Raw genomic sequence first — 25056 nt, 5'->3', positions numbered from 1 at the left:
ACCCCCGAGACGACGAATCAGGGCGGGCGAGCCGCGACCCTTCACCCGGCCGAATCCGTCGCTTCCCACGGCGGACGCGACGATTCGGGACCGCGGAAGGCCTCCGCGGGCCCGCTCACACCGGCGGGTGCCGCGCGCCGGTCGCTGCAGAAAGGTGCTGCACGGCATCCCGCGCGTTCATCACCGCGACGAGGGCGTAGACGACAAGCGACGACTGCCGTGTGTCCGTCTCGACGTGGAGCTCGGCGTCGTTCTTCGCGAGGGTGAATCCGAAGTGGGTGAGGTCGCCGAGCGCCGTCCACGCGACGTGCGGGAGGCTCCCCTCCCCGTACGCCTCCGCGACCGGAAGCCCCGGATCGAGCGGCCGACGCACAGCGCGGGTCGTCACCCCGGCGGCGTGCGCGGCGGTGTCGATGTGGGCGAGGGCGGTCTCGCCGTGCTCGGCGAGGCGCGCCGCGAGCTGGTCGTAGAGCGCGGGCGGGATGCCGGCATCCTGCGCCTGCGCAAGCCGTTCGTGGTCCGCCGCGAACCGTCCGACGTCCGCGCGCAGCACCCGGGCGAACCGCTCGAGCCGCTGCTGCCGGGAGTCGGGGGCGAGCAGCCACGTGAGGGCGCCGGCGTTCTCGATCGCGCCGCGCAGAAGCGGCGGCAGCAGCACGAGGTCGAGCGACACCTCGCCGGGAGCCGTGCGCAGGGCGGATCGGTGCAGCTCGTCGAGATAGGTCGCCGCCGCCGCGGCACGCTGCTGCACGTACGAGGCGAACGCGAGCCGTCCCTCGGCGGTGCGTGTGGCGTCCTCGTCCTGGCGGAGCGGCGCCGCGGCGGGGATGGATGCGGCGGCCAGCCCCGCGAGCGCCTGCGCGAGCTCCCCGCATGTCGTGAACGCGCGGCGCAGCGCCGCCGTCAGGTCGCCGGCCGCGCCCGCCGATGCGTTCGGCACGACGGGCCGCTCGGCACGCGACGTGCCCTGCGGCTCGGAGGCTTCGGGCTGCGGCATCCGCTCAGTATGCCCTGCCGGATCCACTCCAGCGCGAGCCCGGGCTTGCGCTGGAGCGGATCCGGCTCTCGACGACGTCGTCCTCGTTCATCCCGCTCCGTTCCCGTGCTCTCGTTGCATGCGGGGCCCACGCTACTCGCGGCGACGACACCCTCGCGCCGGAGCCCCGGCGGACTTAGAGTGGCGCCGTGAGCAGTGGATTCGCGGGCTGGCCGCAGGCGGCGCTCGACTTCTACGCGGGACTCGAGGTCGACAACTCGAAGGCGTACTGGACGGCGCACCGGGCCGTCTACGACGAGCAGGTGCTGGCGCCCATGCAGGCGCTGCTCGCCGACCTCGAACCCGAGTTCGGCGAGGGCAGGATCTTCCGGCCGTACCGGGACGTGCGCTTCAGCTCCGACAAGTCCCCGTACAAGACCGCGATCGGCGCGATGCTCGGCAAGGGCGGATACGTGCGTCTGGCTTCGGACGGGCTCGCGATCGGCGCAGGAGCCCACATGATGACCACGGAGCAGCTCGCGCGCTACCGTGCGGCGGTCGCCGACCCCGCGATCGGCGACGACTTGGAGTCCGCGATCGCAGACCTCGCCGCCCACGACATCGGGGTCGTCGTCGAGGAGCAGCTGAAGACGCTCCCCCGCGGATTCGGGCCGGATGCCGCGCATCAGGAGCTCCTGCGCAACAAGGACATCGCCGCGTGGAAGGCGTTCCCAATCGAGCCATGGCTGCACAGCGCGGATGCGGCGGACCACGTCGCCGAGGCTCTGCGCGCAACGCGCCCGCTCACGGACTGGCTCGCCGCACACGTGGGCGGCCACGAGCCTGGCAGCAGCCGCAAAGGTCGCTGAACCCGGCGCATCACGGCCCGTCCGGTGGGACAATGGAGGGGTCGGGGATGCATCCCATGACAGCCGCCCCGGCCCACCGGGGAGGAGAACTGTCATGAGCTCACCCGCACATGCCGCCCACGGCCCGACTACGACGCACGGGCCGTGGGGCGCCGGTCACCCGCACCTGATCGTCTCGCAGGGCGGCACCCACCGCATCTTTCCGCTGGACCAGGACCTCGTGCGGATCGGCTCCGCACCGGCCTGCGAACTCCGGCTCGGCGGCATCGACGCCGTTCACGCCGAGGTGCGCCACGAGGAGCACGACGAATACGTGCTGATCCTGCACGGCCCGGCCACCACCAGCACGCCGCTGGTCCCCATCGAGTCCGTCCAGGCCGATGGCGAGGTGCTGCGCACCGGCGCGCGCTTCACGCTGGGCCCATGGGCCCTCGTCTTCGCGCGCGACGAGTTCGCGGACCACGGCCGCCCCTACGGCGGGCGCCAGGGCGGCGAGGGTGCGCACCAGCAGCGCCAGCCCCCGCGTCCCGACTACACAGGCCCGCATCCGGTCGTGCCGTAGGCCGCTTACGCGAGGAAGCCGCCGGAAGGGCCGACGGCCGTGCCCATCCGCGGCACGTACTGATCGAAGTACACGCGAGCGACGAGTTCGCGCCGGCTGCGCACGCCCGCCTTGTCGAAGATCGACTTCAAGTGGTCCTGGACGGTGTAGGCCGAGACGAACAGGCTCGCCGCGATCTCCTTCGTCTCGAAGCCCTGGAGGACGAGCCGGGTCACATCGCGCTCGCGTGCCGTGAGGCGGAACGCGGCCACCACGAGTTCGACGATCTCGGGCGGTCGCGCCTCCTCGATCGTCACGACCACATCGCCGGTGACGCCACCGCGTGACGCGAGCGGCGCCGCATGGATGACGAGCCATTGGCCGGATGCGGTGCGCACACGCGTGCGCGGCATCATCGTGCCGGGCGCGCTCGCGTGCCGACGGGCGGCGGCGACGAGCGCGAAGACGACGCCCATCGGATCGATGACGTTCGGCGAGGAGTGGAACTGGGCGAGCCTCTCCTCGGCGCCCACGCTGATCTGCGTCACCTCCCCCTCGCGGTCGACGATGATCACGGCGGGACCGCGGGTGCCCGCGTCCGCCCCATCCGACTCCGAGAGCCGCGCGAGGATGCCGCCGCGGACGCCCCGCGCGAGCGAATCCGAGAGGGATGCGAGGAACTCGACGTCCTCAGCGCTGAACTTCGGCGCATCCTCGTCCCGCATGATCGCCATGGCACCCCACGTGCCGACATCGTCCCGGAACAGGACGCGCGCCTCGTCGCCGAACCCGAAGATCGGTCTGATCAGGGTGTTCATGCGCTCGGATCGATCGACCTGGGCCGGCATCGTCTCGTGCATGCCGATCGCGGTCAGCTCGGTCTGCGCCAGCGCGCGGAACGACGACGGCTCCTGCATGGTGTACTCGAGCACCGCGAACAAGGCGTCCTCGGTGTCCATCCTCGCCAGCGCCCCGTACTTCCGGCCGCTCGTCAGGAGGAGCGACGCCGGGTCGAGCGTGCCGATGCAGATGCCTTCCCACGGCACGGCTCGATGCATGGTCTCGGTCATCTCGCCGAGGAACTCGTCGAGATCGAGGCCTGCACGCGAGAGCACGTCGACGTCCCCACGCACGCGCTCAGCAGTAAGTCCATTCCCCATATGAACAAGTATCGAGCGCAGGGCGACGGCGCGCCATCCCAGATATCTGGGAGGGGCGGCACCCCCGATCCGGGGATGCCGAATCCCCCGATCACCTGGGATTCACACCATGGACAGCGGCCCGCAGGCTGAGTTCGCCCACTCATCTGCGAAAGGCCGCTCATGTCCGCTTCCATCCTGTTCGACGCCGCCGTGCTGCGTTCGGTCCCGTGCATCGTGCTTCCCGACGAAGCCGGGTACGCCGAGGCATGCACCCCGTGGAACCTCGCGTTCCCGCTGCATCCCGCGGCCGTCGCCGTGCCGCGCTCGGTCGACGACGTGATCGCCGCCGTCACCGCGGCAGCCCGAGCCGGACTGCAGGTCGCGCCGATGAGCACGGGGCACCTGGCATCCACCATCGCCGGACGCCTCGACGAGGCGCTGCTCCTGCGCATGAGCGAGCTCACCGGAGTGAGCGTCGATCCGGTCGCCCGCACCGCCCGCGTGCTGGGCGGAACCCTCTGGCGCGACGTCGTCGCAGCCGCCGCCCCGCATGGGCTGACTGCGCCGCACGGCAGCGCCGGCGACGTCGCGGTCGCCGGCTACGTCCTCGGCGGCGGCATCTCGTTCTACGGCCGCCGGCACGGGCTCGCCAGCGCCTCGGTGCGCGCCTTCGAGATCGTCACCGCCGACGGCACCCTGGTCCGTGCGAGCGCCGACGAGCACCACGAGCTGTTCTGGGCGCTGCGCGGAGGCGGCGGCAGTTTCGGCACCGTCGTCGCGATCGAGCTCGACCTGCTGCCGGTCGCCGACGTCTTCGCCGGCATGCTCCTGTGGGACGTCGCACACGCGCCGACCGTCCTGCGCACGTGGGCGGCGTGGACGTCGCACGCCCCCGAGTCGGCGACGACGGCACTGCGGATCATGCGCTTCCCGGCGATCCCCGAGCTTCCGCCGTTCCTCAGCGGACGCAGCCTCGTCGTCATCGACGGCGTGATCCTGGACGACGACGCCACCGCGGCGAAGCTCCTCGCGCCCCTCCGCGCGCTCGCCCCCGAGCTCGACACGTTCACGCGGATGCCGGCCGCAGGCGTCCTGGACATCCACATGGACCCGCCCGCGCCGACACCCGGTGTCAGCGACCACGCGATGATGTCCGGCCTCCCCGAGGAGGCGATCGCCGTCCTGCTGTCAGTCGCCGGCCCCGGCGTCGAGACCCCGCTCATGGTCGCCGAGCTCCGGCACGTGGGCGGTGCGTTCGACCGGGAACAGGATGGCGCCCTCCGCCGGCTGCACGGCCGCTACGCGCTGTTCGTCCTCTGCGCCGCGCCGACGCCGGAGCTGTGCGCCCTCGGCGAGGACGTGACCTCCGAGATCGTCCAGCTGATGAGCCCATGGGCCAACGGGACGCTCTACAGCAACTTCGCGGAGGGTCGGGCCGATGCATCGGCCCTCTACGACCCCGCCGCGCGCGAACGGCTCGCGGCCGTGCGCGACCACTACGACCCCACACGCCTGTGGGTCGCCGCTCACGCGGTCTGAACAGCAACACGATCAGAGAGAACAAGAGAATGCGCACCATCACACGCACCGTCATCGGCGGCCTCGTCGCCGCGCTCGCCGTCGGAGCCGTCGCGCTCCCCGCACAGGCCGCCCCCGCGCCGGACTCGTCGTCGACCATGAACAAGCTCGTGGCTTCGACGCGGGCGGCAGTGGCGAGGTTCCAGCAGGTCGACGCCGCCCTCGCCGCGGGCTACATCCCGGTCAGCGAGTGCACCGAGAGCCCCGAGGGCGCCATGGGCATCCACTACATGAACCCCGCGCTCATCCACCCCGGGTTCGTCGACCCGGCGAACCCGCCGTTCCTCACATACGGACCGTCCGGCGATCTGTGGGCGGCGGAGTTCTTCGAGCCCGAGGTCGGCCAGCCGACCCCGATGTACGGCTCGCAGGCCTTCGACGGGCCGATGGCCGGCCACGGACCGGGGATGCCCACGCACTACGACCTGCACGTGTGGGTCGGCAAGCACAACCCCGCGGGCATGTTCGCGGAGTGGAACCCCAGCCTGCACTGCTGACCGAACTGCGAGAGGGGACGGTCGCCTACCCGGCGGCCGTCCCCGACGACGCAGGTCTTCCTCGATGGCGCAGGTCCGCGCTCGACCGTCCCGTGGGCCGGTCAGTGTCACAGCCGCAATTCGGCGCGTGTCGGCGGATCTGCACCGGGCCGCGACACGGTGATCGCCGCACTTTCGAGGGCGACTTGCAGCGCATGCGCCCACCCGTGGATCGGAGTTCCGCCGGCGACGACCTCCGCGGCCCCGGCCTCTTCCGCGATCGCGGCGAGCAGGCCCGACATGAACGCATCTCCGGATACGCGACACCGTGGATGATGTCGACGAGCGCCTCGCCGATGACCGCGACGCGCGTCACGCGACGCCTCCGAGATCACTCACCTCGAGGCTCTCCACGACCGCGTCGACGATCGCGACGTCGATGCCGCGGCGATCCCCGACGAAGACGAGATCCGTGAGCGCTGCGACCCCGGACTGGGCGAAGACCTCCACCGAGTAGGCGTCGACCAGGATCGTCAACTCCATGACATCGTCCGGGGCGGAGAGGCGCGCCGACTCTACGCCGGGAAAGAGAGGGGCGAACGTCCCGGCGGCCGTCCGGTCGAGGGACATCGCGTCGGGGGTGCACACGATCGACGCGCGACCCTCGTCGCCTGCGATCGTGAGGACGACCGACCCACCGTCGTCGATCCGCGCCCGCAGGTCGATCCGTGCGGCCACGGGCAGCGCGCCGTCCGCATCCACCGCCCGGCCGACTGGCAGCACCGGTAGCGACCGCAGGCGTGGACGACCGCCGGACGTCACGAGGCTCAGGCGCCGCGGGACGGTCATCGCACCACGCCACGGCGAGGTGGGGACCTCCCCACGCGCGTAGTCCCAGTTCCCCATCCACGCGATGAGCGTGCGCTCCTCCACGGGCAGGCCGCTGAACGTCACGCCCGCGTAGCAGTCGCGCCCGTAGTCGAGCCAATCGACGGACGCGAGGTCGTCGGGAACGGGCCGATCGGGCGTGAACGTCACGCCGTCGAACCGGCCCACGACGTACTGCGTGCCGGATCCGCCCGCGATCCCGCCGGGGTTGAGGCTGATGAGAAGCACCCACCGGACGTCCTCGGGGTCGCCGTCGACGAGGAGCGGGAAGAGGTCCGGGCATTCCCACACCCCGCCGACGGCGCCGGCGGGCCCGTACGACGAGAGGAAGGTCCACGTCCGGAGATCGTCCGAGCGATACAGGACGACCCGGTGCTCGGTGGCCTCGACCGCAGACATGACCCAGTAGTCGCCGGCATCCCCCGCATAACGGAAGACCTTCGGATCACGGAAGTTCTGCGATCCGCGATCGAGCACCGGGTTGCCGGCGTACTTCGTCCAGGTCATGCCGTCGTCGACGCTGTAGGCGAGCGACTGGGCTTCTCGCTCGGCGGTGTGCGAGGTGTAGACGGCGACGAGCGCGGAGTGCCCGAACCCGCTCGTGTTCTCCTCGTCGATCACGATCGACCCGGAGTAGATCTCTTCGTGCTCGTCGCACGGAATCGCGACGGGATGCTCCGTCCACTCCATGAGATCGGGGCTGGATGCATGACCCCAGCTCATGTGGGCATGGTCCGCACCGAACGGGTTGTGCTGGAAGAACAGGTGGTATCGGCCGCGGTGGAAGACGAGCCCGTTCGGGTCGTTCATCCAGTTCCGCGCAGGGGTGAAGTGGATTCGTGGGCGACCCGCCATCTACTTCACCGAGCCGGCGGTGAGGCCACGGACGAAGTACCGCTGCAGGGCGAAGAAGATCGCGAGCGGGACGACGACGGTGATGATCGATCCGGCAGCGACCCGCTGCCATCCCTGTCCGTACTGCCCGAGGAGGTCGTAGAGACCCTGCGTCAGCACGGCGTTCGGCCCTGTCCCGATGAAGATGTACGCGACGAGGAAGTCGTTCCACACCCACAAGAACTGGAAGATCGCGAAGGAGGCGAGCGCCGGCACCGACATCGGCACGACGAGCCGCCAGAAGATCGTGAAATGGCTCGCACCGTCCACGCGCGCCGCTTCGATGAGGGAGTTCGGCAGCGTCGACATGTAGTTGCGGAGGATGTAGATCGCCAGCGGCAGTGCGAACGCGGCGTGCACGATCCACGCCGCCGGGAACTCGCCGATGACCTGGATGCCGGTCACATTCTTCACCAGCACGAAGAACTGCAGGATCGGGATGATGGCGATCTGGACCGGCACGACCAGCAGCGCCAGGATCACGGAGAAGTAGATCTCCTTGCCCTTGAAATCCAGGAATGTGAACGCATACGCGGCCATCGCGGCGAACATGATGGGCAGCACCGTGGCCGGGATCACGACCGCGAGCGAGTTGAAGAACGCCGTCGGCAGGTTCAGTGCGTCGACGGCCTGTCCATAGCTCGACAGCGTCCACCCCGCGTTCGCCGGGTCGGTGAAGACGGTCCACCACGCGGTCGCGTTCGGTCCCTGCACCGCGTCGGAGGTGCGGAAGCTCGTGATCACGACCCCGAGCAGCGGGAAGAGCCAGGCGACGGCGACCACACCGAGGACGATCGTGAGGACGATGTGCGGCCGGCGCTTCTCCTCCGAGGCATCCCGGATGCGGCGCTTGCGCACACGCTCCGTGTCCACGGCGGGGGCGGTGATCTTCTCTGTCATGGTGCTCATCGCAGTTCCTCCTGCGCCTTGTAGCTGCGGACCTGGTAGATGATCACCGGGATCACGGCGACCATGAGGACGACCACGACAGCGGCCGCCTTGCCCGGGTTCTGGAAGCTGAACAGCTGGTTGTAGAACTCCACGGCGAGCACGCTCGTGTTGTACTGCCCGCCCGTCATCGCGTAGATGATGTCGAACAGCTTCATCACCGTCATGAGGATGGTGATGAACACCGCGATGATGGTCCCGCGGATCTGCGGCACGATCACATAGAAGAACGTCTTGCGCTCAGAGGCTCCGTCCAGGCGCGCGGCCTCGATCGTCTCCTCCGGGACGCCCTTGATCGCCGAGCCGAGCAGCACCATCGCGAACCCGGTCTGCAGCCAGATCACGATCGCCATGATGAGGAAGCTGTTGAGCCTTCCCGCGTCGATCGTGAGCCACGGGACCGGGTCGTTGCCCGTCAGCGCAGTGTAGATCGCGTTCAACAGGTAGATCTGCGGTTGGCCCTTCGGCGCTGCGCCGTAGATGAACCGCCATGCAACGGCCGCGGAGATCGCGGAGATCGCCATCGGCAGGAACACGATCGACTTGAATGTCTTCTCCCGTCGCGGTCCGACGCGGTCCGCGAGCGTCGCGATCAGCAATCCGAAGATGACCGCCAGGATCGGGACGAACAGCACCCACAGCAGGTTGTTCAGCAGAACCCCGAGGAAGTCCTGACTCGTGAACAGCGAGATGTAGTTGGCGAAGCCGACGAAACTGTCCCCCTCGCCGCGGCGCTGCCCGACCGTCATGAAGCTCGAGATGAATGTCCGAATGGACGGGTACACGAGGAACAACGCGATCAGCACCAGCACCGGGCCGAAGAAGACGTAGGGCAGCAGACGCGTCTTCCACTTGTGACCCGTCCGCTCGACGGCCCAGTTGAGGAGCCAGTAGATGAAGAACGTGATCGCGAGTCCCGCGACCACCGAGACCAGAGCACTGAGGATGGAGGCCATCGCCATACCGCCTGACTTCGCTGTGAGGGGTGGAAGGAGGTGTCGTCGAGGGGCGGCTCATGTGCGCCCGCCCCTCGACAAGCCGGATCAATCCGGTGGGGCTACTTCGACGGCCACGAGGCGTCGATCTGCTGGAACGCGCTGTCCATCGTGATCTGCCCGGCGAACCACTGCGTGAGGAACTTCCACTCCGTGCCGGAACCGACCTGCGCCGGCATCATGTCGGAGGCGTCGAAGCCGAACACGGTCGAGTTCTTCAGCAGGGTCTGTGCGTTCTTCTGCAGCACCGACGTGTACTTCGTCGAGTCGAACGTGTTGTGCGGCGAGAGGAAGATCGCCTGGCTCGCGTAGCCGTGCGTTCCGAACTCCTTCGACACGAGATAGTCGACGACCTTCGCCGTGTTCGAGTCCTTCGAGTACGCGCCGACGAGGTCGCCGCCGCCCTCCATCGAGTTCGCCTGGCCGGAAGCGCTCGGCACCTGGAAGAAGTTCACCTGGGACGTGTCGCCCTGCGCGATCTGCGCCTTGATGTTGTCGGGGAAGAAGTCGGCGATGAAGGAACCCTGCTTCATCATGAAGCACTGCCCCTTGTCCTTGCCGTCCGCCCACAGCTGGTTGCCCGCGGTCTGGAAGCTCGTCGTCGCTGCGGCCGCGCCACCGCCGTTGACCTGCCCCGCTGCGAGCAGCATCGACTGCACCTTCTGTCCGGCCGCCTTGATCGGGGCGTCGGAGAACTTGACGTCGCCGGCGATCCACTTCTTGTAGGTGTCCGCGCCGGCGTCCCGGAGGACGTACTCCTCGAGCCAGTCGGTGGCCGGCCAGCCGGTTGCCGCGCCGGACTCGATGCCGACGCACCACGGGTAGCCGAGCCCCTTGTCCGTGATCGTCTTCTCGAGAGCGGTCAGTTCATCGGCCGTCTTCGGAACGGTCAGGTTGTTCTTCTGGAACGCCGCCGGGTTGTACCAGACGAGGGACTTCACGTTGATGGAATAGGGCAGGCCATATGTCTTGCCGCCTGAGACTGCGATGTCGGCGAGCCCCTTCGCCTCGTCAGAGGTGACGCTCTTGACGTCGATGCCGAGATCCTCGAGGGGATACAGCGTCTTCTCCTGGCCGGCGAGCACGCCCGGCTGCGGGAAGATCGCGATGTCCGGCGGGTTGCCTGCGGCCGCCTTGGCGACGATCGCCGTCTGGAAGTCGGTGCTTCCGGAGTACTTCGCCTTCACGCCGCTCGACTTGGACCAGGCGTCGAGGTCGGCCTGGAACGCCTTCGCCTGGGCGTCGGTGAAGGCGCCCATGATCGTGACGGTGTGATTCGCGTCGCTCCCCGAGCTGCCAGAGCAGCCCGCCAACGCTGCCGCGGCGATGACCGCGACACCGCCCACCCCGAGCATCCGCTTGCGTTGCATCATGTTCGTTGTCCTTTCGCCATTGGAAGGTATCCAAAACGTTTTTCTTCTGTCAGAGTAGTGACTCGCATCTCTGATGCAAAACGTTTTTGATCACAGATTGGTAACGGTCGTCTCGACGGCCGGTCCTGTCGCCATCCGGGAGGAGAACGGCCTTGGGAGAGGTCCGCGTCTATCGCCACGCAGAGTGGCCCGAAACGATCCATCTGGCTGCCTCCGGCGTCGCCCTGGTCCTCGAGACCCCCGCCGACGCACTGCCGTGCGTCATCCACTGGGGCGCCGACCCGGGTCGTCGGCATGGTGCGGATCTGGCCGCCCTCGCCCACGCGAACCGGCCGCCGCGGTCGGCGAATGTGGTCGATGCGCCCCGGCGCGTGTCCCTTGTTCCCGAGTCATGGACCGGATGGCTCGGCACACCCGGCATCGCGGGTCACCGCGACACCATCGCCACCGCCACCGCCTGCGACGGGCGCGACCGTGCTGATTCGGCGTGGTCGCTTCGCCTGATGCCGCGCGAGCTGCGGCTCGAGGACCGAGGCACCGACGGCGGGAGTCTGCACGTGCACGCGGCAGACGCGGAGGCCGGCGTGCAGCTGGAACTGACGGTCGAGGTGCTGCCCTCCGGGATCGTGCGGCTCGGGTGCTCGCTGCAGAACGTGGGCGAGACCCCCTATCTCGTCGACGCCATCCGGCTCGCCGTACCGGTCCCCGAACGCGCGACCCTGCTGCACGATCTCGCCGGTCGCTGGGCCAAGGAGCGCGTACCGCAATCGGCGGCCTTCACGGTGGGTGCGCATGTGCGCGAAAGCCGGCATGGACGCCCGGGCGCTGATGCCGCGACCTTGCTGGTCGCCGCATCCTCCGACCTCGACTTCGACCGTGGCGAGGCGTGGGGCGTCCACGTGGCCTTCAGTGGAAATCACGCCGTCGCAGCAGAGCGCGCGTTCACGGGCGAGCGCCTGCTCATGGGCGGGGAACTGCTGCTTCCCGGCGAAGTGCGCCTCGCCCCGGGGGAACGGTACGCATCGCCCCTGATCTACGCCGCCTACGGTGTCGGCCATGACGGCGTGGCCGCGCGCTTCCACGACCACCTGCGCGCGCGACCCCGTCACCCGCGCGCGCCGCGTCCCGTCGTCATGAACGTCTGGGAGGCGGTCTACTTCGATCACGACCTCGATCGGATCTCGGAGCTCGTCGACCTCGCCGCGGAAGTCGGAGTCGAGCGCTTCGTCCTCGATGACGGGTGGTTCGGCGCCCGGCGCGACGACACGACGAGCCTCGGCGACTGGACCTTGTCGGAGGCGTGGCAGGACGGCCGATTCGGGGAACTGGTGGCTCGTGTGCGCGCACACGAGATGCAGTTCGGGCTGTGGTTCGAGCCGGAGATGGTCAATCCGGATTCGGATCTCGCACGAACGCATCCGGAATGGATCCTCCGGCTTCCGGGCCGCATGCCTCCCGAGGCACGGCACCAGCAGGTGCTCGATCTCACCCATCCCGACGCCTACGAGCACATCAGGGACCGGATCTCCACGCTTGTGCGCGAGTATCGGATCGACTTCGTGAAGTGGGACCACAACCGCGACCTCATCGAGGCAGGAAGCGGCCGAACGGGCGCGCCCGCGGTCCACGAGCAGACACTCGCCGTGTACCGGATGCTCGACGAGATCCGCGCTGCGCACCCGGGGTTGGAGATCGAATCCTGCGCATCCGGCGGCGCTCGCATCGACCTCGAGATCCTCGAACGGACCGACCGGGTATGGGCCTCCGACTGCATAGACGCGCGCGAACGTCAGCAGATCCAGCGATGGACAGCACAGCTGATCCCGCCTGAGCTCGTCGGAAGCCACGTCGGCGCCGATCGCGCCCACACGACCAATCGTCGTCTCGATCTCCGGTTCCGCGCCGCCACTGCCGTGTTCGGGCACTTCGGGATCGAATGGGACCTGTCGAGCGCCTCGACCGCGGAGCGAGAGGAGCTATCGGCCTGGATCGCGTACTACAAGGACGTGCGCGAGCTCATCCACACGGGAACCGTCGTGCGGCGTGACGCCGCCGACGGCGCTCTGTGGCTTCTCGGCGCGGTCCGCCCCGATGGTGGTGAGGCGCTCTTCATGATCACGTTGCGCGATCGTCCCGTCACCTGGCCTGTCGGCCCGGTCCGCCTGCCCGGTCTGCGGCGCGATGCGCGCTACGTCGTGGTCGCCGACGGCCCCGGAGCGCGGGACGAGGCGGATCCGAAGGTCGTACCGGCCTGGTGGCAGGACGGGGTCGTTCTGCCCGGGGCGATGCTGGCCGATGTCGGCATCTCGGTGCCGGCGCTGAATCCGGACAGCTGCGCACTCGTCCGCGTTCGCGCGGTCGAGTAGTCGGTCCGCACCGCCGCCGCGGGTTCAGCGCCGCGGCGGTGCGACCGACTCGCGGGTGACGAGGACGCCCGGCATCCGCGTGATTCCGGACACATGTGCTGCGGAGTCCTCACTCAGATTGGCGAGAGTGGCCTCGACGGCCCAGCGTCCCATCTCGTAATGCGGAAGCCCGACGGTGGTCAGCCCCGGCAGCAGTTCCGCGGACACCGGCTCGAAGTCGTCGACACCGACGACGGAGATGTCGGCCGGGATGCGCAAGCCCACCGCCTGCGCCGCCTGGTAGACACCCATGGCCATCTGGTCGTTGAAGCAGAAGATCGCGGTGGGAAGCTCGGCCGAGACGCTGCACAGTCGCTGGAAAGCCGTGCGACCGGTCGCCGCGATGCCGGGGTCGCCCCCTTCGACCACGACCGGCTGAAGTCCGTACTTCGCCATCGCGGAGCGGTAACCCTCGATCCGTCCGTTCACGGCGGGCCCCTGCGCATCCACGGTGACGTGGACGATCGAGCGATGTCCGGCTTCGTACAGGACCTCGGTCGCGAGTCGAGCGATCTGCTGTTCATCGGGGACGACGGATGCATGCATCCCGGTCGGATCGACGGTGTCCACGAGAACAGTCGGCACACCGTCGAGCGCCGGCGGCACGGTCGTCTCCCTGTGGAACATCCGCGCGTAGACGACCGCATCGACCTGCTGCGCGACAAGCGCCGCGATCTGTTTGCTCTCGACCGTCACGTCGTTGTTCGAGTTGACGAGGACGAGCAGTTGATCGTGCGCGGCCGCCGCATCCTGGGCTCCGAGGACGACCCGTCCCGCGTAAGGCGTCGTCGCGATGTCATCCGAGACGAACCCGACGATGTTGGAACGGCGGCTGCGTAAGGCGCTCGCGATGCGGTTCGGGGAGTATCCCAGCCGCGCGGCGACATCGTGCACGTGCGCACGCGTCCTCTCCGACACATGCCCCCGCCCGCTGAAGGCGTGGGACACGGTGGTGATCGAGACTCCGGCCTCTCGGGCGACATCGGCGATGCCGATGCGTACGCGCGGATCGGGTCTGGCCGACATGCGGTGTCCTCTCACCCAAAACGTTTCACCAATCGTAGCCCCCGGGCCCCGCGGCGAGTCGCGTCAGTCGAGGGCGGCTCCTCGATGGCGCCGCACCGGACGAGCGAGGCGAACAGCGCCGCATGTATGACGAGCACTGACCGGATGCGGAATACCCCCTGGGGGTATTGCCGTTGCCTCTGTCGAGACAATACCCCCTAGGGGTATCCGTACGAGGAAGGCCGAAGCATGACATCCACCATCCGAGACACCACGATCGTCCGCCGGCGGTGGTGGGGGCTCACACTCATCGCTGCGGCGCAGTTCGCGGTCATCATGGACACGTCGATCATCGGCGTCGCCCTGCCCGACATCCAGCTCGCCTTGGGCTTCACGCCCGAATCACTCTCGTGGGTGTTCAACGCGTACGTCGTCGCCTTCGGCGGTCTGCTGCTCCTCGGCGGACGCCTGGCCGACGTGTTCGGCGCCCGCCGCATGTTCGCCATCGGGTGGGCCGTGCTCCTCGTCGGATCGGTCGTCGCCGGCGCCGCAGGCGACGTCCCGATCGAGATCGCCGGTCGGGCCATCCAGGGCGCGGGCGCAGCGCTCATCGCCCCCGCTGCGCTCACGCTGCTGATGACGATGTTCGGCGGCACTTCCGAGCTTCCGCGGGCGTTCGCGGTGTACGGCGCCGCGGCGCCCATCGGCGGCTCGGTCGGCGTGTTCCTCGGGGGCGTCCTGACGCAGTGGGCCGGGTGGCCGTGGGTCTTCTATGCGACCGTCCCGCTCGCCGCCCTGGTGCTCGCGCTCACTCCCGCCCTGCTGCCGCCGGCCGCCGGCCGCCGCGCCCGGGTCGACGGCTGGGGAGCAGTGACGTCGACCGCCGGGCTCGGCCTGCTCGTCTTCGCGATCGTCCGCGCGCCGGAGGCCGGCTGGCTCACCGCCGCGACCCTCGTGCCGTTCGTCGCGGGCGTCCTCCTGCTCATCGCGTTCGTCGCGATCGAGCGGAGGGTGCGCGAGCCGCTGCTGCGGCTGTCGCTCCTGCGCCGACCGCTCCTGGGCGGCGCCAACGTCGCGCAGCTCCTTCTCGGTGCGACCTGGGTGTCGATGTGGTTCTTCCTCAACCTGCACCTGCAGAACGTCCTCCACGCGACGCCGTTCCTCGCGGGCGCCGCGCTCCTGCCGATGACCGCGCTCATCGTGGTCGGCATGACGACGGTCTCGCCGCGGCTCGCTGCGCGCTTCGGGACTCGAGCGATGGTGACATGGGGCTTCGTGCTCCTCGCCGTGGGCCTGGTCTGGCTCGCGTTCGCCCGCCCGGACGGCAGCTATGTCGTCGACGTGCTTCCGGCGACTCTGGTCGCGGCCTCGGGGATGGCGCTCGCGTTCGTGCCGTCGCTGAGCACCGCCATCTCGGCGGCCCCGCAGCAGGAGGCCGGCGTTGCCTCTGGTCTCGTCAACACGAGCTACCAGATCGGCTCCGCTCTCGGTCTCGCGGTCCTGACCGCGCTCGTCGCGTCGGTGACACCAGGCGCCGGGGCGGCGCCCTACACAGGCGGATTCCTGGGGGCCGCGATCGTGGCTGCGCTGGGCATCCTCGCCGGCTGGGGACTGCTGCGCGCCCCCGCGTCCCGCTTATCCGCGGGGCCGGCTGCCCGCTCGCGCGACTGACCCCTCGCGTCGACTTGCCGCAAGAGGCGGGATAGCCCGGGCTCGTAGCGACCATTTGTGGCAAGTCGGCGGCATGCGGGGCGCCCCCGCCGCCGACTCAGCCGAGGCCGAGGCCCAGGCGCGCGACGACCTCGTCCGCCTGGGCCTCCGGCGTGCCGGATCCATCCACGACGATCCCGCGCTCGTCCGGCTGCAGCGGCTCGAGCGTCGCGAGCTGCGAGTCGAGGAGGGATGCCGGCATGAAGTGCCCCGCCCGCGTGCCGAGCCGCCCCGACAGCACGCTGCGATCGCTCGCGAGGTGCACGAAGGCGACGTCGGGGCGGGCGAGGAGGTCGCGGTACGAGCGCTTGAGCGCCGAGCACGTGATGACCCCGTGCTCCCCCTCCGCCCTGTGGACGTCGATCCAGTCCGCGACGAGTCCGAGCCACGGCCAGCGGTCGTCGTCGGTGAGCGGGATGCCCGCCGCCATCTTCTCGACATTCGCACGAGGGTGCAGGTCGTCGCCTTCCTGCAGATCCCAGCCGAGCCGGTCGGCGAGCAGACGCGCGACGGTCGACTTGCCGCTGCCGGAGACGCCCATGACCACCAGCACCGACGGGCTGCCGGCATCCATCACATCACCAGCGGGCTCAGCGCCAGGACGCCCGCGAGGCCGACGATCGAGATGATGCACTCCATGATCGTCCACGATTTCAGAGTCTGCCCGATCGAGAGGCCGAAGTACTCCTTGATCAGCCAGAAGCCGGCGTCGTTGACGTGCGACAGGAAGAGCGAGCCCGCGCCGATCGCGAGCACCAGGAGGGATGCCGCGCCGCTGGAGAGGTGCATCTCGGACACGAGCGGCTCGAGGATGCCGGCCGCCGTGATCGTGGCGACCGTGGCGGAGCCGGTCGCGACGCGGATCAGCACCGCGACGAGCCAGGCGAGCGCGAGCACGATGGCGATCGAGCCGCCGAAGCCCGAGATGGCCTTCGCGATGACGGAGCCGATCGTGGAGTCCACGAGCACCTGCTTGAAGCCGCCACCGGCGCCGACGATGAGGAGGATGCCCGCCATCGGCGGAAGCGCGGCGGTCACGGAGCCCATCACCTGGCCGCGCGTCATCCCACCGCCGCGACCGAGCACGAACATGCCGACGATGACAGCGACGAGCAGGGCGATCACGGGCTTGCCGAGGAAGTCGATGACGAGCTTCACGGGATCCGTGCTCGTCGGCATGACGATGTCGACGACGGCGGCGATGAGCATGAGCGCGACCGGGAGCAGGATGCTGAACAGCGCGGCGCCGAACGAGGGGCGGCGCTTGGCCGACACGTCCTCACCGCGGTCCTCGTCGGTGACGAAGAGGTCGGGCACGGGCACCTTCACCCACCGTGCGGCGAGCTTGGAGAACAGCGGTCCCGCGACGATGACGGCCGGGATCGCGACGATCACGCCGAACAGCAGCGTGAGGCCGACGTTCGCGTGGATGAGGTCGATCGCCGCCAGCGGGCCCGGGTGCGGCGGCACGAAGCCGTGCATCGCGGAGAGACCCGCGAGGGTGGGGATCGCGATGCGGATGAGCGAGACGCCTGAGCGGCGCGCGACGAGGATGATGACCGGCACGAGGAGGACGAGGCCCACCTCGAAGAACATCGGCAGGCCGATGAGCGCTCCGACCAGCGCCATGATCCACGGCAGCGACTGCACGCTCGCCCGCGAGATCAGCGTGTCGACGATGCGGTCGGCGCCGCCCGAGTCCGCGAGCAGCTTGCCGTAGATCGCGCCGAGCGCGATCAGGACGCCGACGCCGCCCATCGTCGCACCGAAGCCGTTCGAGAAGCTCAGGATCGTCTGGGTCGCCGTCATCCCGGCCACGAGGCCCGTGGTCAACGAGCCCAGGATGAGGGCCAGGAACGGATGCAGCTTCACCGCCGTGATGAGCACGACGATGACGGCGATGCCCAGGACGGCGGCCAGGATGAGCTGCCATTCGGGGGCGGTCGTCGTCGGCGGAGCCGCGTCGGCGGCGTGCGCGAGCAGCGCGGGGACGGATGACGTCAGTGTCTGCATGGCCATGATCTTCCTCGGTCTGGCGGAGATGTATTGACGCCAGAATACGAATAAGTAGGACTTAATGCAAACAGAGCCTTAACACGCCCGCCATCTCCTCCCTCGAACCGAACGCACGCGGGCCATAATCGAGGCATGACGGAAACCGGGTCGGCGACGCCCTCGGCGCTCCACGAGCACATCCTCGACACGCTGGGCGAGGACATCGTGGCGGGGCGCCTCGCGCCGGGCAGCCGCATCCTGTCCGCCGACATCGCCGACCGGTTCGGCGCCTCGCGCTCCGCGGTCCGCGAGGTCGTGCGCGTCCTCGAGTCGATGGGACTCCTCGAGGTCCGCCGCAAGGCAGGACTCGAGGTGCTTCCGTCGGCGCGGTGGAATCCCTACGCGCCCCAGGTCATCCGCTGGAGGCTCGCCGCGCCGGACCGCCTCGAGTTTCTGCACGCCCTCAGCCAGCTGCGCTCGGCCGTCGAGCCGCTCGCCGCCCGGCTCGCCGCCGACAACGCCTCCCCCGCGCTGCGCGCCGCGCTCGTCGGATCGGTCATGGGGATGGTGGAGACCTCCCGCGAGGCCGACCAGGACGCCTATCTCGCCCACGACACCGCGTTCCACCGCTGCGTGCTCGAGTCGTCCGGCAACCCGCTGCTCGCGGGTCTCGCGGACGTCGTCGGCGAGGTGCTGCGCGGCCGCACGCGCCACTCGCTCATGCCTGCGGAGGCGAATCCCGAGGCGCTCCGCCTGCATCAGGAGGTCGCCGCGCGGATCACGGCGGGCGACGCGGCGGGCGCGGAGCGCGCCATGGCCGAGATCGTCACCGAGGCGGATGCCGCGGTCCAGATGCTCCGCGACGACTGAACCCATCGACGAAAGGCGGACGAATGCCCACTCCCCACATCGAGGCCGCCCCCGGCGACTTCGCTCCCGCTGTCCTCATGCCCGGCGACCCGCGACGCGCTCGCCGCATCGCTGAGACGCTGTTCGACGACGCCCGCCAGATCAACGAGGTCCGCAACATGTGGGCGTACACCGGGACGGTGCAGGGCCGGCCGATCTCGGTGATGGGGTCGGGGATGGGGATGCCCTCGATGACCCTGTATGCGACGGAGCTGTTCCGCTTCTTCGGCGTCGAGCGCATCGTGCGCGTCGGGACGTGCGGCGCCTACGCCGACGCGCTGAACGTCGGCGACATCGTCATCGCGAGCGCCGCGCACACGGATTCGGCGATCAACGACAAGCGCATCCCCGGCGTCCGGTTCGCTCCGGCAGCCTCCTTCCGGCTCGTGCGCGCCGCCGTCGGCGCGGCCGAGGCCCTCGACATCCCGGCGCATGTCGGTCCGGTCTTCTCGGGCGACCACTTCTACCTGATGGGCCAGGAGACCGTGGACGGCCTCCGCGACCACGGCACGCTCGCGGTCGACATGGAGACCGCCGCCCTCTACGGCGTGGCAGCGGCGGAGGGCGGCGAAGCCCTCACGGTGCTGACCGTCAGCGACCACATCTACCGTGACGAGGAGATGTCGTCCGAGGAACGAGAGCTGCGGGTGAAGGATGCCGCCTCCATCGCCATCGCGGCGGCCCTGAGCTGAGTCAGGACCGCCGTTCCGACGCGGCCGGCACGGTTCGGACCATCCGCGCTGGCCCCGACGTCTCTATCGGGCGTCGGCCAGCATCCGCCGGATCTCGACGATCCTGGACTCGGACTCCTCCAGCAGCTGCTCGAGCCGGGCGGTGTCGACAGAGGAAGCAGACTCGACTGCGACATCCCCCGGCGATGCACCGTCCGCGGGCTCGGCGGTCGCCCCGCTCTTGACCGCGCCCGAGACCCCGCCCGCGGCGACACCGCTCGATGCCGCCTGCGCGATGCCCTCGCGCGACCCGTCGACGAGGCCCTTCTTCCTCTTGTGGCGATGCTTCGCTTCCGTCTTCTCGGGCGAAGTCGCCTCCGCAGTGACGGAGACCGTGCCGTCGGCATCCGCATCCGCATCCTGAGCCGCGGGAGCAGGCTCCCCCTTGCCGGGGCCGAGGAACAGATTGGCGAGGTAACCGGTGAACGTTCCGAAGATGCCGACGCCGACGATGATGATGATCGTGCCGATCATGCGTCCCGTATTCGTCACGGGGTACTGGTCGCCGTAGCCGACGGTCGAGATCGTGACGATCGTGTACCAGAGCGCGTCGGACGCATTGACGATATTGGCGCCCTCCGCGTACTCCTCGACCTTGAGGATCATGAGGCTGCCGTACTGCATCACGATGACTCCCATGAGGAGCAGGGTCATCAGGGCGCTGTTCGCCCGGTCGCTGATCACCCGGTGGAAGATCGTGCGCGGACCGAGCTCGCGCATGAGCCGGAGCACCCGCAGCACGCGGAACAGACGCAGGATCTTGAGCTCGGCGAACGGCAGGCTCGCGAGGAGGTCCGCCCAGCCGAATCCGCGGAAGAAGTAGCCCGCGGCCGACGGCGCCGTGCAGATCCGGTACGTGAAGTCGATCAGGAAGATGATGCTGAACAGCCCGTTCATCACGAACAGGATCCCCTGCAGCTCCTGATCCTTCACGAGCCACTCGAGCGCGATGTTGACGATCGACATGATCGACAGCAGCCCGATGAAGATCTCGTACGAGATGTTCTTCAGCTCGCTGCGGGGCGGCTTGGGGGCGCGTGTTCTGGCCATGACTCCTCCGGTTCCGACGATCCGCCGTGCGGACGCGGGACCATTTTCCGGCATGGCCGGCCGGAATCAGTCGTCGTGCTTGCGGAAGATCCTCGGCGGGTCGTCGATCGAGGGCCGCTCGGCCACGACCGGGAAGGTGCCGGTATGCCCCTCGCGGGCCGCGGCGGCGGCCTCGATGCGCTTGCGGAACGAGAACCAGCCGATGATCAACAGCGGGATGATGATGACGAGCGATGCCAGCACCCAGCGCCCCGTCGGTGTGAACGCCATCGTCACCAGCACGAACGCCAGGAACGCGAGCGTCAGCCATGCGGTGAACGGCGCGCCGAACAGCCGGAAGGACGGCCTCTCGATCCGACCGTCGCGTGCCCAGCGGTGGAGCTTCATCTGGCAGAGGATGATCGTCCCCCAGCCGCCGATGATCCCGAGCGCCGACACGTTCAGCACGATCTCGAACGCCTCCTGCGGCACGATCGCGTTCAGCCCGACGCCGAGCAGCGTGATGCAGGACGTCAGCAGGATGCCGCCGTACGGCACGCCGTGCTTGCTCATCCGCATCGTGAACAGCGGTGCCGATCCGTTGACCGCCATCGAGCGCAGGATGCGGCCGGTGGAATACAGGCCCGCGTTCAGGCTCGAGAGCGCCGCGGTCAGCACGACGAAGTTCATGATGGATGCAGACACCTCCCCGGCCTGCGGCGACCCGATGTGGGAGAAGAACGTCACGAACGGCGACTCGTCGGCCGAGTAGGTGTTGTACGGGAGCAGGAGCGACAGGAGCAGGATCGAGCCGACGTAGAAGACCGCGATGCGGATCACGACGGTGTTCACGGCCCGCGGCATGATCTTCCTCGGCTCCGCCGTCTCCCCCGCCGCCGTGCCCACGAGCTCGATCGCCGCGTAGGCGAACACGACCCCGCTGATGGCCAGCAGCGGCGCGAACGCGCCCATCGGGAACATGCCGCCGTTGCTCGTGATGACGGTGATCCCGGTGGGGCCGACATCCGTGTGCCCCACGAAGACGAGGAAGATGATGCCGATGATGAGGAAGGCGATGAGCGCCGCCACCTTGATCATGGCGAACCAGAACTCCATCTCGCCGAACACCTTCACCGAGACGAGGTTGAGGCTCAGCACGATGATGAGCGCGACGAGGGCGATCGCCCACTGCGGCACCGTCTGCAGGAACGGCACGTACGGCGCCCAGAACTTCACGTAGAGGGCCACCGCCGTGACATCCACGATCGACGTGAACGCCCAGTTCAGGAAGTAGAGCCACCCCGCCGTGTACGCCATCTTCTCGCCGTAGAACTCGCGCGCGTAGGAGACGAACGACCCCGACGACGGACGGTGGAGGACGAGCTCCCCGAGCGCCCGCAGGATGAGGAACGCGAAGAACCCGCACACGGCGTAGACGAGGATGAGCGACGGCCCCGAGCTGGCCAGACGTCCGCCGGCGCCGAGGAACAGGCCCGTTCCGATCGCGCCCCCGATCGCGATCATCTGGATCTGCCGCGGCCGCAGGGTCTTGTGGTAGCCCTCCTCTTCGCTGGAGAAGTCCTGGGCCGCCAGCATGACGTCGCCGACGAGTTCCCTGCTGTTCTCGAGCTCCTGCTCCGGGTCGTGGGGATGCTGCTCGGTCGCACTCATGGCGCCTCCTCAGGGGCCCGCGGGCGCGCGACCCTGCTCCCCCGGTCTAGTGAATGCGGAGACGGTTGCGCAAGGGGTGTGCGGCGCTACAGCCCCATCGACTTGGCGATGATGGTCTTCATGATCTCGTTCGACCCGGCGTAGATCCGCGTCACGCGCGTGTCGGCGTACAGCCGCGCGATGGGGTACTCGTTCATGTATCCGTAGCCGCCGTGCAGCTGCAGACACCGGTCGACCACTCGCCCGGCCACCTCCGTCGCGAAGAGCTTGAGGCGCGCCGCATCCGCCGCATCCAGCTCTCCCGTCTCGAACAGCCTCGTCGCGCGGTCCAGCATCGCCTGCAGCGCCTCGACCTCCGCCGAGCACGCCGCCAGCTCGAACTTCGTGTTCTGGAACGACGCGATCGGCTGCCCGAACGCCTGACGCGACCGCGTGTACTCGAGCGCGAACCCGATGGCGGCGGCGGCCTGGGCATACGCGCCGGCGGCGCAGCCGAGCCGCTCCTGGACGAGATTGATCGCCAGGTAGCCGAACGCCTTCCCCTCCTCGCCGACCCGGTCGCCCACGGGGACCTTCACATCGACGAATGACAGCTCGCCGGTGTCGCTCGCATGCTGGCCGAGCTTGTCGAGGGCGCGGGAGACCGAGAAGCCCTCCGACGTCGTGTCGATGAACAGCAGCGTGAGCCCGCCGCGGCGGTCGCCCTCCGTCGCCGGCGACGTCCGGCAGACGGTGAGGATGCGGTCGGCCTGCACCCCGCCGGTGATGAACGTCTTCGCCCCGTTGACGACGTAGTGGGTGCCGTCCTCGGACAGCCTCGCGCTCGTGCGGATGCCGGCGACATCCGATCCCGTCCCTGGCTCCGTCATCGCGAGCGCCGTCATCATCTCGCCGCTCATGAACCCCGGCATCCATCGGTGCATCTGCTCGGGTGTCGCGAACGCCTTGAGATAGGGCAGAACCAGGTGCGTGTGGGTGCTCCACGCCCCGAGGATCACGCCCGCGCGACAGGACTCCTCCTCGATGACGAGCGCGTACGGCGGGCTGAACTCGCCCGCCCCGCCGTAGACCTCCGGCACATCGATCCCGAAGACGCCCAGCTCCCCCATGCCGAGATACAGCGACCGCGGCACTCTGCCTGCGCGCTCCCACTCGGGATAGGAGGGGGTGACCTCTCGCGCGATGAACTCGCGCATCGTCTGCCGGAAGGCCTCGTGCTCGGGTCCGTACACGTCGCGTCGCATGCGCGCATCCCTTCGTGGTCAGGCCTCACTGCCTGACGATTGCGAGGAGTATCCCACGCGAGGTCGTGATACGTCGGGCGGCTCTCAGCGCGTCCAGAGCGATCCGCCATAGGCTGAACCGTCCGACACAGCAGCCGGAGAGCTCCCTATGAAGACCAGCATCCCGAGTCCCCCGCCGGAATGGGCCCAGTTCCAGATCGGTCCGCTCACGATCCACACGTATGCGCTGTGCATCATCGCGGGGATCGTCGCCGCCGTGTGGATCACCGGCCGCCGCCTGGCCCGGCGCGGCGTCGACCCGGGCTTCGCGATCGACGCGGCGCTGTGGGCGGTGCCGCTCGGGATCATCTTCGCCCGGTTCTACCACGTGTTCACGCACGTCGGCGACTACTTCGGCCCCGGCAAGAACCTGTGGGACGTCTTCGCGATCTGGGACGGCGGCAACGCCCTGTACGGGTCGCTCATCGGCGGCGCGATCGGCATCTGGATCGCCTGCCGCCGCGCGGGCGTGCGCTTCTGGACGTTCGCGGACGCGCTGGCCCCCGCCCTCCTCGTCGCCCAGTCGCTCGGCCGGCTCGGCAACTACTTCAACCACGAGCTGTTCGGGCTGCCGACGACGCTGCCGTGGGGCCTGCAGATCGAGGCCACGAACCCGAAGTTCCCGCCGGGACTCGCTCCGGGGACGCTGTTCCACCCGCTGTTCCTCTACGAGATCATCTGGAACATGCTCGGCTTCGTCGTGCTGCTGCTGCTCGAGCGGCGCTTCACGCTGCAGTGGGGCCGCATGCTCGCGCTGTACCTCATCTGGTACGGCGCCGGGCGGAGCTTCCTCGAGTCGATCCGCATCGACCCGTCGAGCGACAGCTTCCTCGGCATCCCCGCGAACGTGTGGGCGTCCTTCGGCGCGGTCGCCATCGGTCTCGTCCTGCTGATCGTCCAGTCGCGCCGTCATCCCGGGGCCGAGCCGTCGCCGTTCACCCGGCCCGACTCCCGCGCCGTGCTGAAGAAGAAGGACGCGGACGCGGACACGGAGACGAAAGCGGCCGCCTGACGCGGAAGCGCGCATCCGCGCCAATATGATGTCCCTCATATCGAGCGGATGGAGGATGCCGTGGCCCGCGACACGCGCGACCTGATGGTTCTCGGCGCCATGGACCTGCTGGCGACGAACGGGCTGACCGGCACGTCGTTCTCCGACGTCCTCGAGGTCACCGGAGCGCCGCGCGGCTCGATCTACCACCACTTCCCGCAGGGCAAGGATCAGCTCATCGCCGCCGCGATCGACCTGACCGGCGAGCGCTACACCGCGTGGACGGAGCAGTTCGCCGGGTCCTCTCCGGAGCGCGTCATCGGCGGCTTCCTGCAGATCTGGCGGCACACGCTCGTCAACTCGGAGATGACGGCGGGATGCCCCGTCCTCGCGGTCACCGTCTCGACCGACGCCGAGGAGCTGATCGGCCGCGCACGCGCGGTCTTCCGCGCCTCGACCGAGCAGCTGGCGCGGATGCTGGGCCAGGCCGGCGTGCCCGCCGAGGAGGCGTCCTCCTTCGCCACGATCTCGGTCGCGGCCGCCGAGGGCGCCGTCGTGCTCGCGCGTGCGGAGCGCAGCATCCATCCGTTCGACACGGTCGCGACCCACCTCGTCGAGCAGGCCGCCCGGCTCCCCGTCTCCTGACG

General features: G+C 69.1%; 23 protein-coding genes. 10 read left to right on the top strand and 13 right to left on the bottom strand.

The window, feature by feature from the left end:
• Positions 1–115 precede the first annotated feature (115 nt).
• Positions 116–997 carry a hypothetical protein gene (locus tag QSV35_RS05730; protein ID WP_286287564.1) on the bottom strand — a complete coding sequence of 294 codons (882 nt, stop codon included), beginning with the start codon at positions 995–997 and terminating at the stop codon, positions 116–118.
• A 188-nt stretch (positions 998–1185) separates the two neighbouring features.
• Between QSV35_RS05730 and QSV35_RS05725 the strand changes: the two genes are divergently transcribed.
• Both QSV35_RS05725 and QSV35_RS05720 read left to right on the top strand, forming a co-directional pair.
• A complete protein-coding gene (locus QSV35_RS05725) occupies positions 1186–1845 on the top strand; it encodes a DUF2461 domain-containing protein (protein WP_286287562.1) in 660 nt (219 codons plus the stop codon).
• 94 nt (positions 1846–1939) lie between these two features.
• Positions 1940–2407 (top strand): FHA domain-containing protein, encoded by a 468-nt coding sequence (locus tag QSV35_RS05720; RefSeq protein ID WP_286287560.1) that lies wholly within the window; start codon positions 1940–1942, stop codon positions 2405–2407.
• Between the two features lie 5 nt (positions 2408–2412).
• Here the strand turns inward: QSV35_RS05720 and QSV35_RS05715 are convergent, their stop codons facing one another.
• Positions 2413–3546: a helix-turn-helix transcriptional regulator gene (locus tag QSV35_RS05715; RefSeq protein ID WP_286287557.1), complete on the bottom strand. Its 1134-nt coding sequence runs from the start codon at positions 3544–3546 to the stop codon at positions 2413–2415.
• Positions 3547–3708: 162 nt separating this feature from the next.
• On the opposite strand from QSV35_RS05715, the gene QSV35_RS05710 reads away from it, so the two are divergent.
• Complete coding sequence (locus QSV35_RS05710; protein WP_286287555.1) at positions 3709–5067, top strand: FAD-binding oxidoreductase; 1359 nt, start codon at positions 3709–3711, stop codon at positions 5065–5067.
• Positions 5068–5096: 29 nt separating this feature from the next.
• Positions 5097–5603 carry a hypothetical protein gene (locus QSV35_RS05705; protein ID WP_286287552.1) on the top strand — a complete coding sequence of 169 codons (507 nt, stop codon included), beginning with the start codon at positions 5097–5099 and terminating at the stop codon, positions 5601–5603.
• Between the two features lie 107 nt (positions 5604–5710).
• Here the strand turns inward: QSV35_RS05705 and QSV35_RS05700 are convergent, their stop codons facing one another.
• The 5 genes from QSV35_RS05700 to QSV35_RS05680 all read right to left on the bottom strand — a co-directional run bounded on the left by QSV35_RS05700 (position 5711) and on the right by QSV35_RS05680 (position 10680).
• Complete coding sequence (locus tag QSV35_RS05700) at positions 5711–5884, bottom strand: hypothetical protein (RefSeq protein WP_286287551.1); 174 nt, start codon at positions 5882–5884, stop codon at positions 5711–5713.
• A 70-nt stretch (positions 5885–5954) separates the two neighbouring features.
• Entirely contained in the window at positions 5955–7325 is a 1371-nt protein-coding gene (locus QSV35_RS05695) for a glycoside hydrolase family 32 protein (protein WP_286287549.1), read from the bottom strand.
• Positions 7326–8273 (bottom strand): carbohydrate ABC transporter permease, encoded by a 948-nt coding sequence (locus tag QSV35_RS05690; RefSeq protein ID WP_286287547.1) that lies wholly within the window; start codon positions 8271–8273, stop codon positions 7326–7328.
• The gene (locus tag QSV35_RS05685; protein WP_286287546.1) at positions 8270–9268 is read right to left on the bottom strand and encodes a carbohydrate ABC transporter permease; all 999 of its coding nucleotides are present in this window, start codon (positions 9266–9268) and stop codon (positions 8270–8272) included. The genes QSV35_RS05690 and QSV35_RS05685 overlap by 4 nt, the downstream gene beginning before the upstream one ends.
• Before the next feature lie 101 nt (positions 9269–9369).
• Positions 9370–10680 carry an ABC transporter substrate-binding protein gene (locus QSV35_RS05680; protein WP_286287544.1) on the bottom strand — a complete coding sequence of 437 codons (1311 nt, stop codon included), beginning with the start codon at positions 10678–10680 and terminating at the stop codon, positions 9370–9372.
• A gap of 152 nt (positions 10681–10832) precedes the next feature.
• Here QSV35_RS05680 and QSV35_RS05675 point away from each other — a divergent pair, with 152 nt between their 5' ends.
• A complete protein-coding gene (locus tag QSV35_RS05675) occupies positions 10833–13046 on the top strand; it encodes an alpha-galactosidase (protein ID WP_286287542.1) in 2214 nt (737 codons plus the stop codon).
• 24 nt (positions 13047–13070) lie between these two features.
• Here QSV35_RS05675 and QSV35_RS05670 read toward each other — a convergent pair whose 3' ends face one another.
• Positions 13071–14111: a LacI family DNA-binding transcriptional regulator gene (locus tag QSV35_RS05670; RefSeq protein ID WP_286287540.1), complete on the bottom strand. Its 1041-nt coding sequence runs from the start codon at positions 14109–14111 to the stop codon at positions 13071–13073.
• 228 nt (positions 14112–14339) lie between these two features.
• On the opposite strand from QSV35_RS05670, the gene QSV35_RS05665 reads away from it, so the two are divergent.
• Complete coding sequence (locus QSV35_RS05665; protein WP_286287538.1) at positions 14340–15761, top strand: MFS transporter; 1422 nt, start codon at positions 14340–14342, stop codon at positions 15759–15761.
• Between the two features lie 97 nt (positions 15762–15858).
• Here QSV35_RS05665 and QSV35_RS05660 read toward each other — a convergent pair whose 3' ends face one another.
• Both QSV35_RS05660 and QSV35_RS05655 read right to left on the bottom strand, forming a co-directional pair.
• On the bottom strand, positions 15859–16374 hold the full coding sequence (locus QSV35_RS05660; protein ID WP_286287536.1) for a gluconokinase: 516 nt from the start codon (positions 16372–16374) through the stop codon (positions 15859–15861).
• The gene (locus QSV35_RS05655; protein ID WP_286287534.1) at positions 16374–17819 is read right to left on the bottom strand and encodes a GntP family permease; all 1446 of its coding nucleotides are present in this window, start codon (positions 17817–17819) and stop codon (positions 16374–16376) included. Before QSV35_RS05655 ends, QSV35_RS05660 begins: the two co-directional genes overlap by 1 nt.
• Before the next feature lie 129 nt (positions 17820–17948).
• On the opposite strand from QSV35_RS05655, the gene QSV35_RS05650 reads away from it, so the two are divergent.
• The gene (locus QSV35_RS05650; protein ID WP_286287532.1) at positions 17949–18665 is read left to right on the top strand and encodes a FadR/GntR family transcriptional regulator; all 717 of its coding nucleotides are present in this window, start codon (positions 17949–17951) and stop codon (positions 18663–18665) included.
• A 23-nt stretch (positions 18666–18688) separates the two neighbouring features.
• Positions 18689–19396 (top strand): purine-nucleoside phosphorylase, encoded by a 708-nt coding sequence (gene deoD / locus QSV35_RS05645; protein ID WP_286287531.1) that lies wholly within the window; start codon positions 18689–18691, stop codon positions 19394–19396.
• Positions 19397–19459: 63 nt separating this feature from the next.
• Here the strand turns inward: deoD and QSV35_RS05640 are convergent, their stop codons facing one another.
• The 3 genes from QSV35_RS05640 to QSV35_RS05630 all read right to left on the bottom strand — a co-directional run bounded on the left by QSV35_RS05640 (position 19460) and on the right by QSV35_RS05630 (position 23379).
• Positions 19460–20485, bottom strand: coding sequence for an ion transporter (locus QSV35_RS05640; protein ID WP_286287529.1), 1026 nt, complete (start codon positions 20483–20485; stop codon positions 19460–19462).
• 66 nt (positions 20486–20551) lie between these two features.
• The gene (locus tag QSV35_RS05635) at positions 20552–22135 is read right to left on the bottom strand and encodes an amino acid permease (RefSeq protein ID WP_419956814.1); all 1584 of its coding nucleotides are present in this window, start codon (positions 22133–22135) and stop codon (positions 20552–20554) included.
• Between the two features lie 86 nt (positions 22136–22221).
• Positions 22222–23379: an acyl-CoA dehydrogenase family protein gene (locus tag QSV35_RS05630; RefSeq protein WP_286287527.1), complete on the bottom strand. Its 1158-nt coding sequence runs from the start codon at positions 23377–23379 to the stop codon at positions 22222–22224.
• 148 nt (positions 23380–23527) lie between these two features.
• On the opposite strand from QSV35_RS05630, the gene lgt reads away from it, so the two are divergent.
• Both lgt and QSV35_RS05620 read left to right on the top strand, forming a co-directional pair.
• Positions 23528–24430 carry a prolipoprotein diacylglyceryl transferase gene (lgt, locus tag QSV35_RS05625; protein ID WP_286287525.1) on the top strand — a complete coding sequence of 301 codons (903 nt, stop codon included), beginning with the start codon at positions 23528–23530 and terminating at the stop codon, positions 24428–24430.
• Between the two features lie 60 nt (positions 24431–24490).
• Positions 24491–25054 carry a TetR/AcrR family transcriptional regulator gene (locus QSV35_RS05620; protein ID WP_286287524.1) on the top strand — a complete coding sequence of 188 codons (564 nt, stop codon included), beginning with the start codon at positions 24491–24493 and terminating at the stop codon, positions 25052–25054.
• The last annotated feature ends 2 nt before the right edge of the window (positions 25055–25056 follow it).

Origin of the sequence: Microbacterium candidum (assembly GCF_030315975.1) — a bacterium.
Classification (GTDB): Bacteria; Actinomycetota; Actinomycetes; order Actinomycetales; family Microbacteriaceae; genus Microbacterium; species Microbacterium candidum.
Note: the sequence above shows the minus strand (reverse complement) of the source record. Positions and strands in the feature narration are given on the sequence as shown.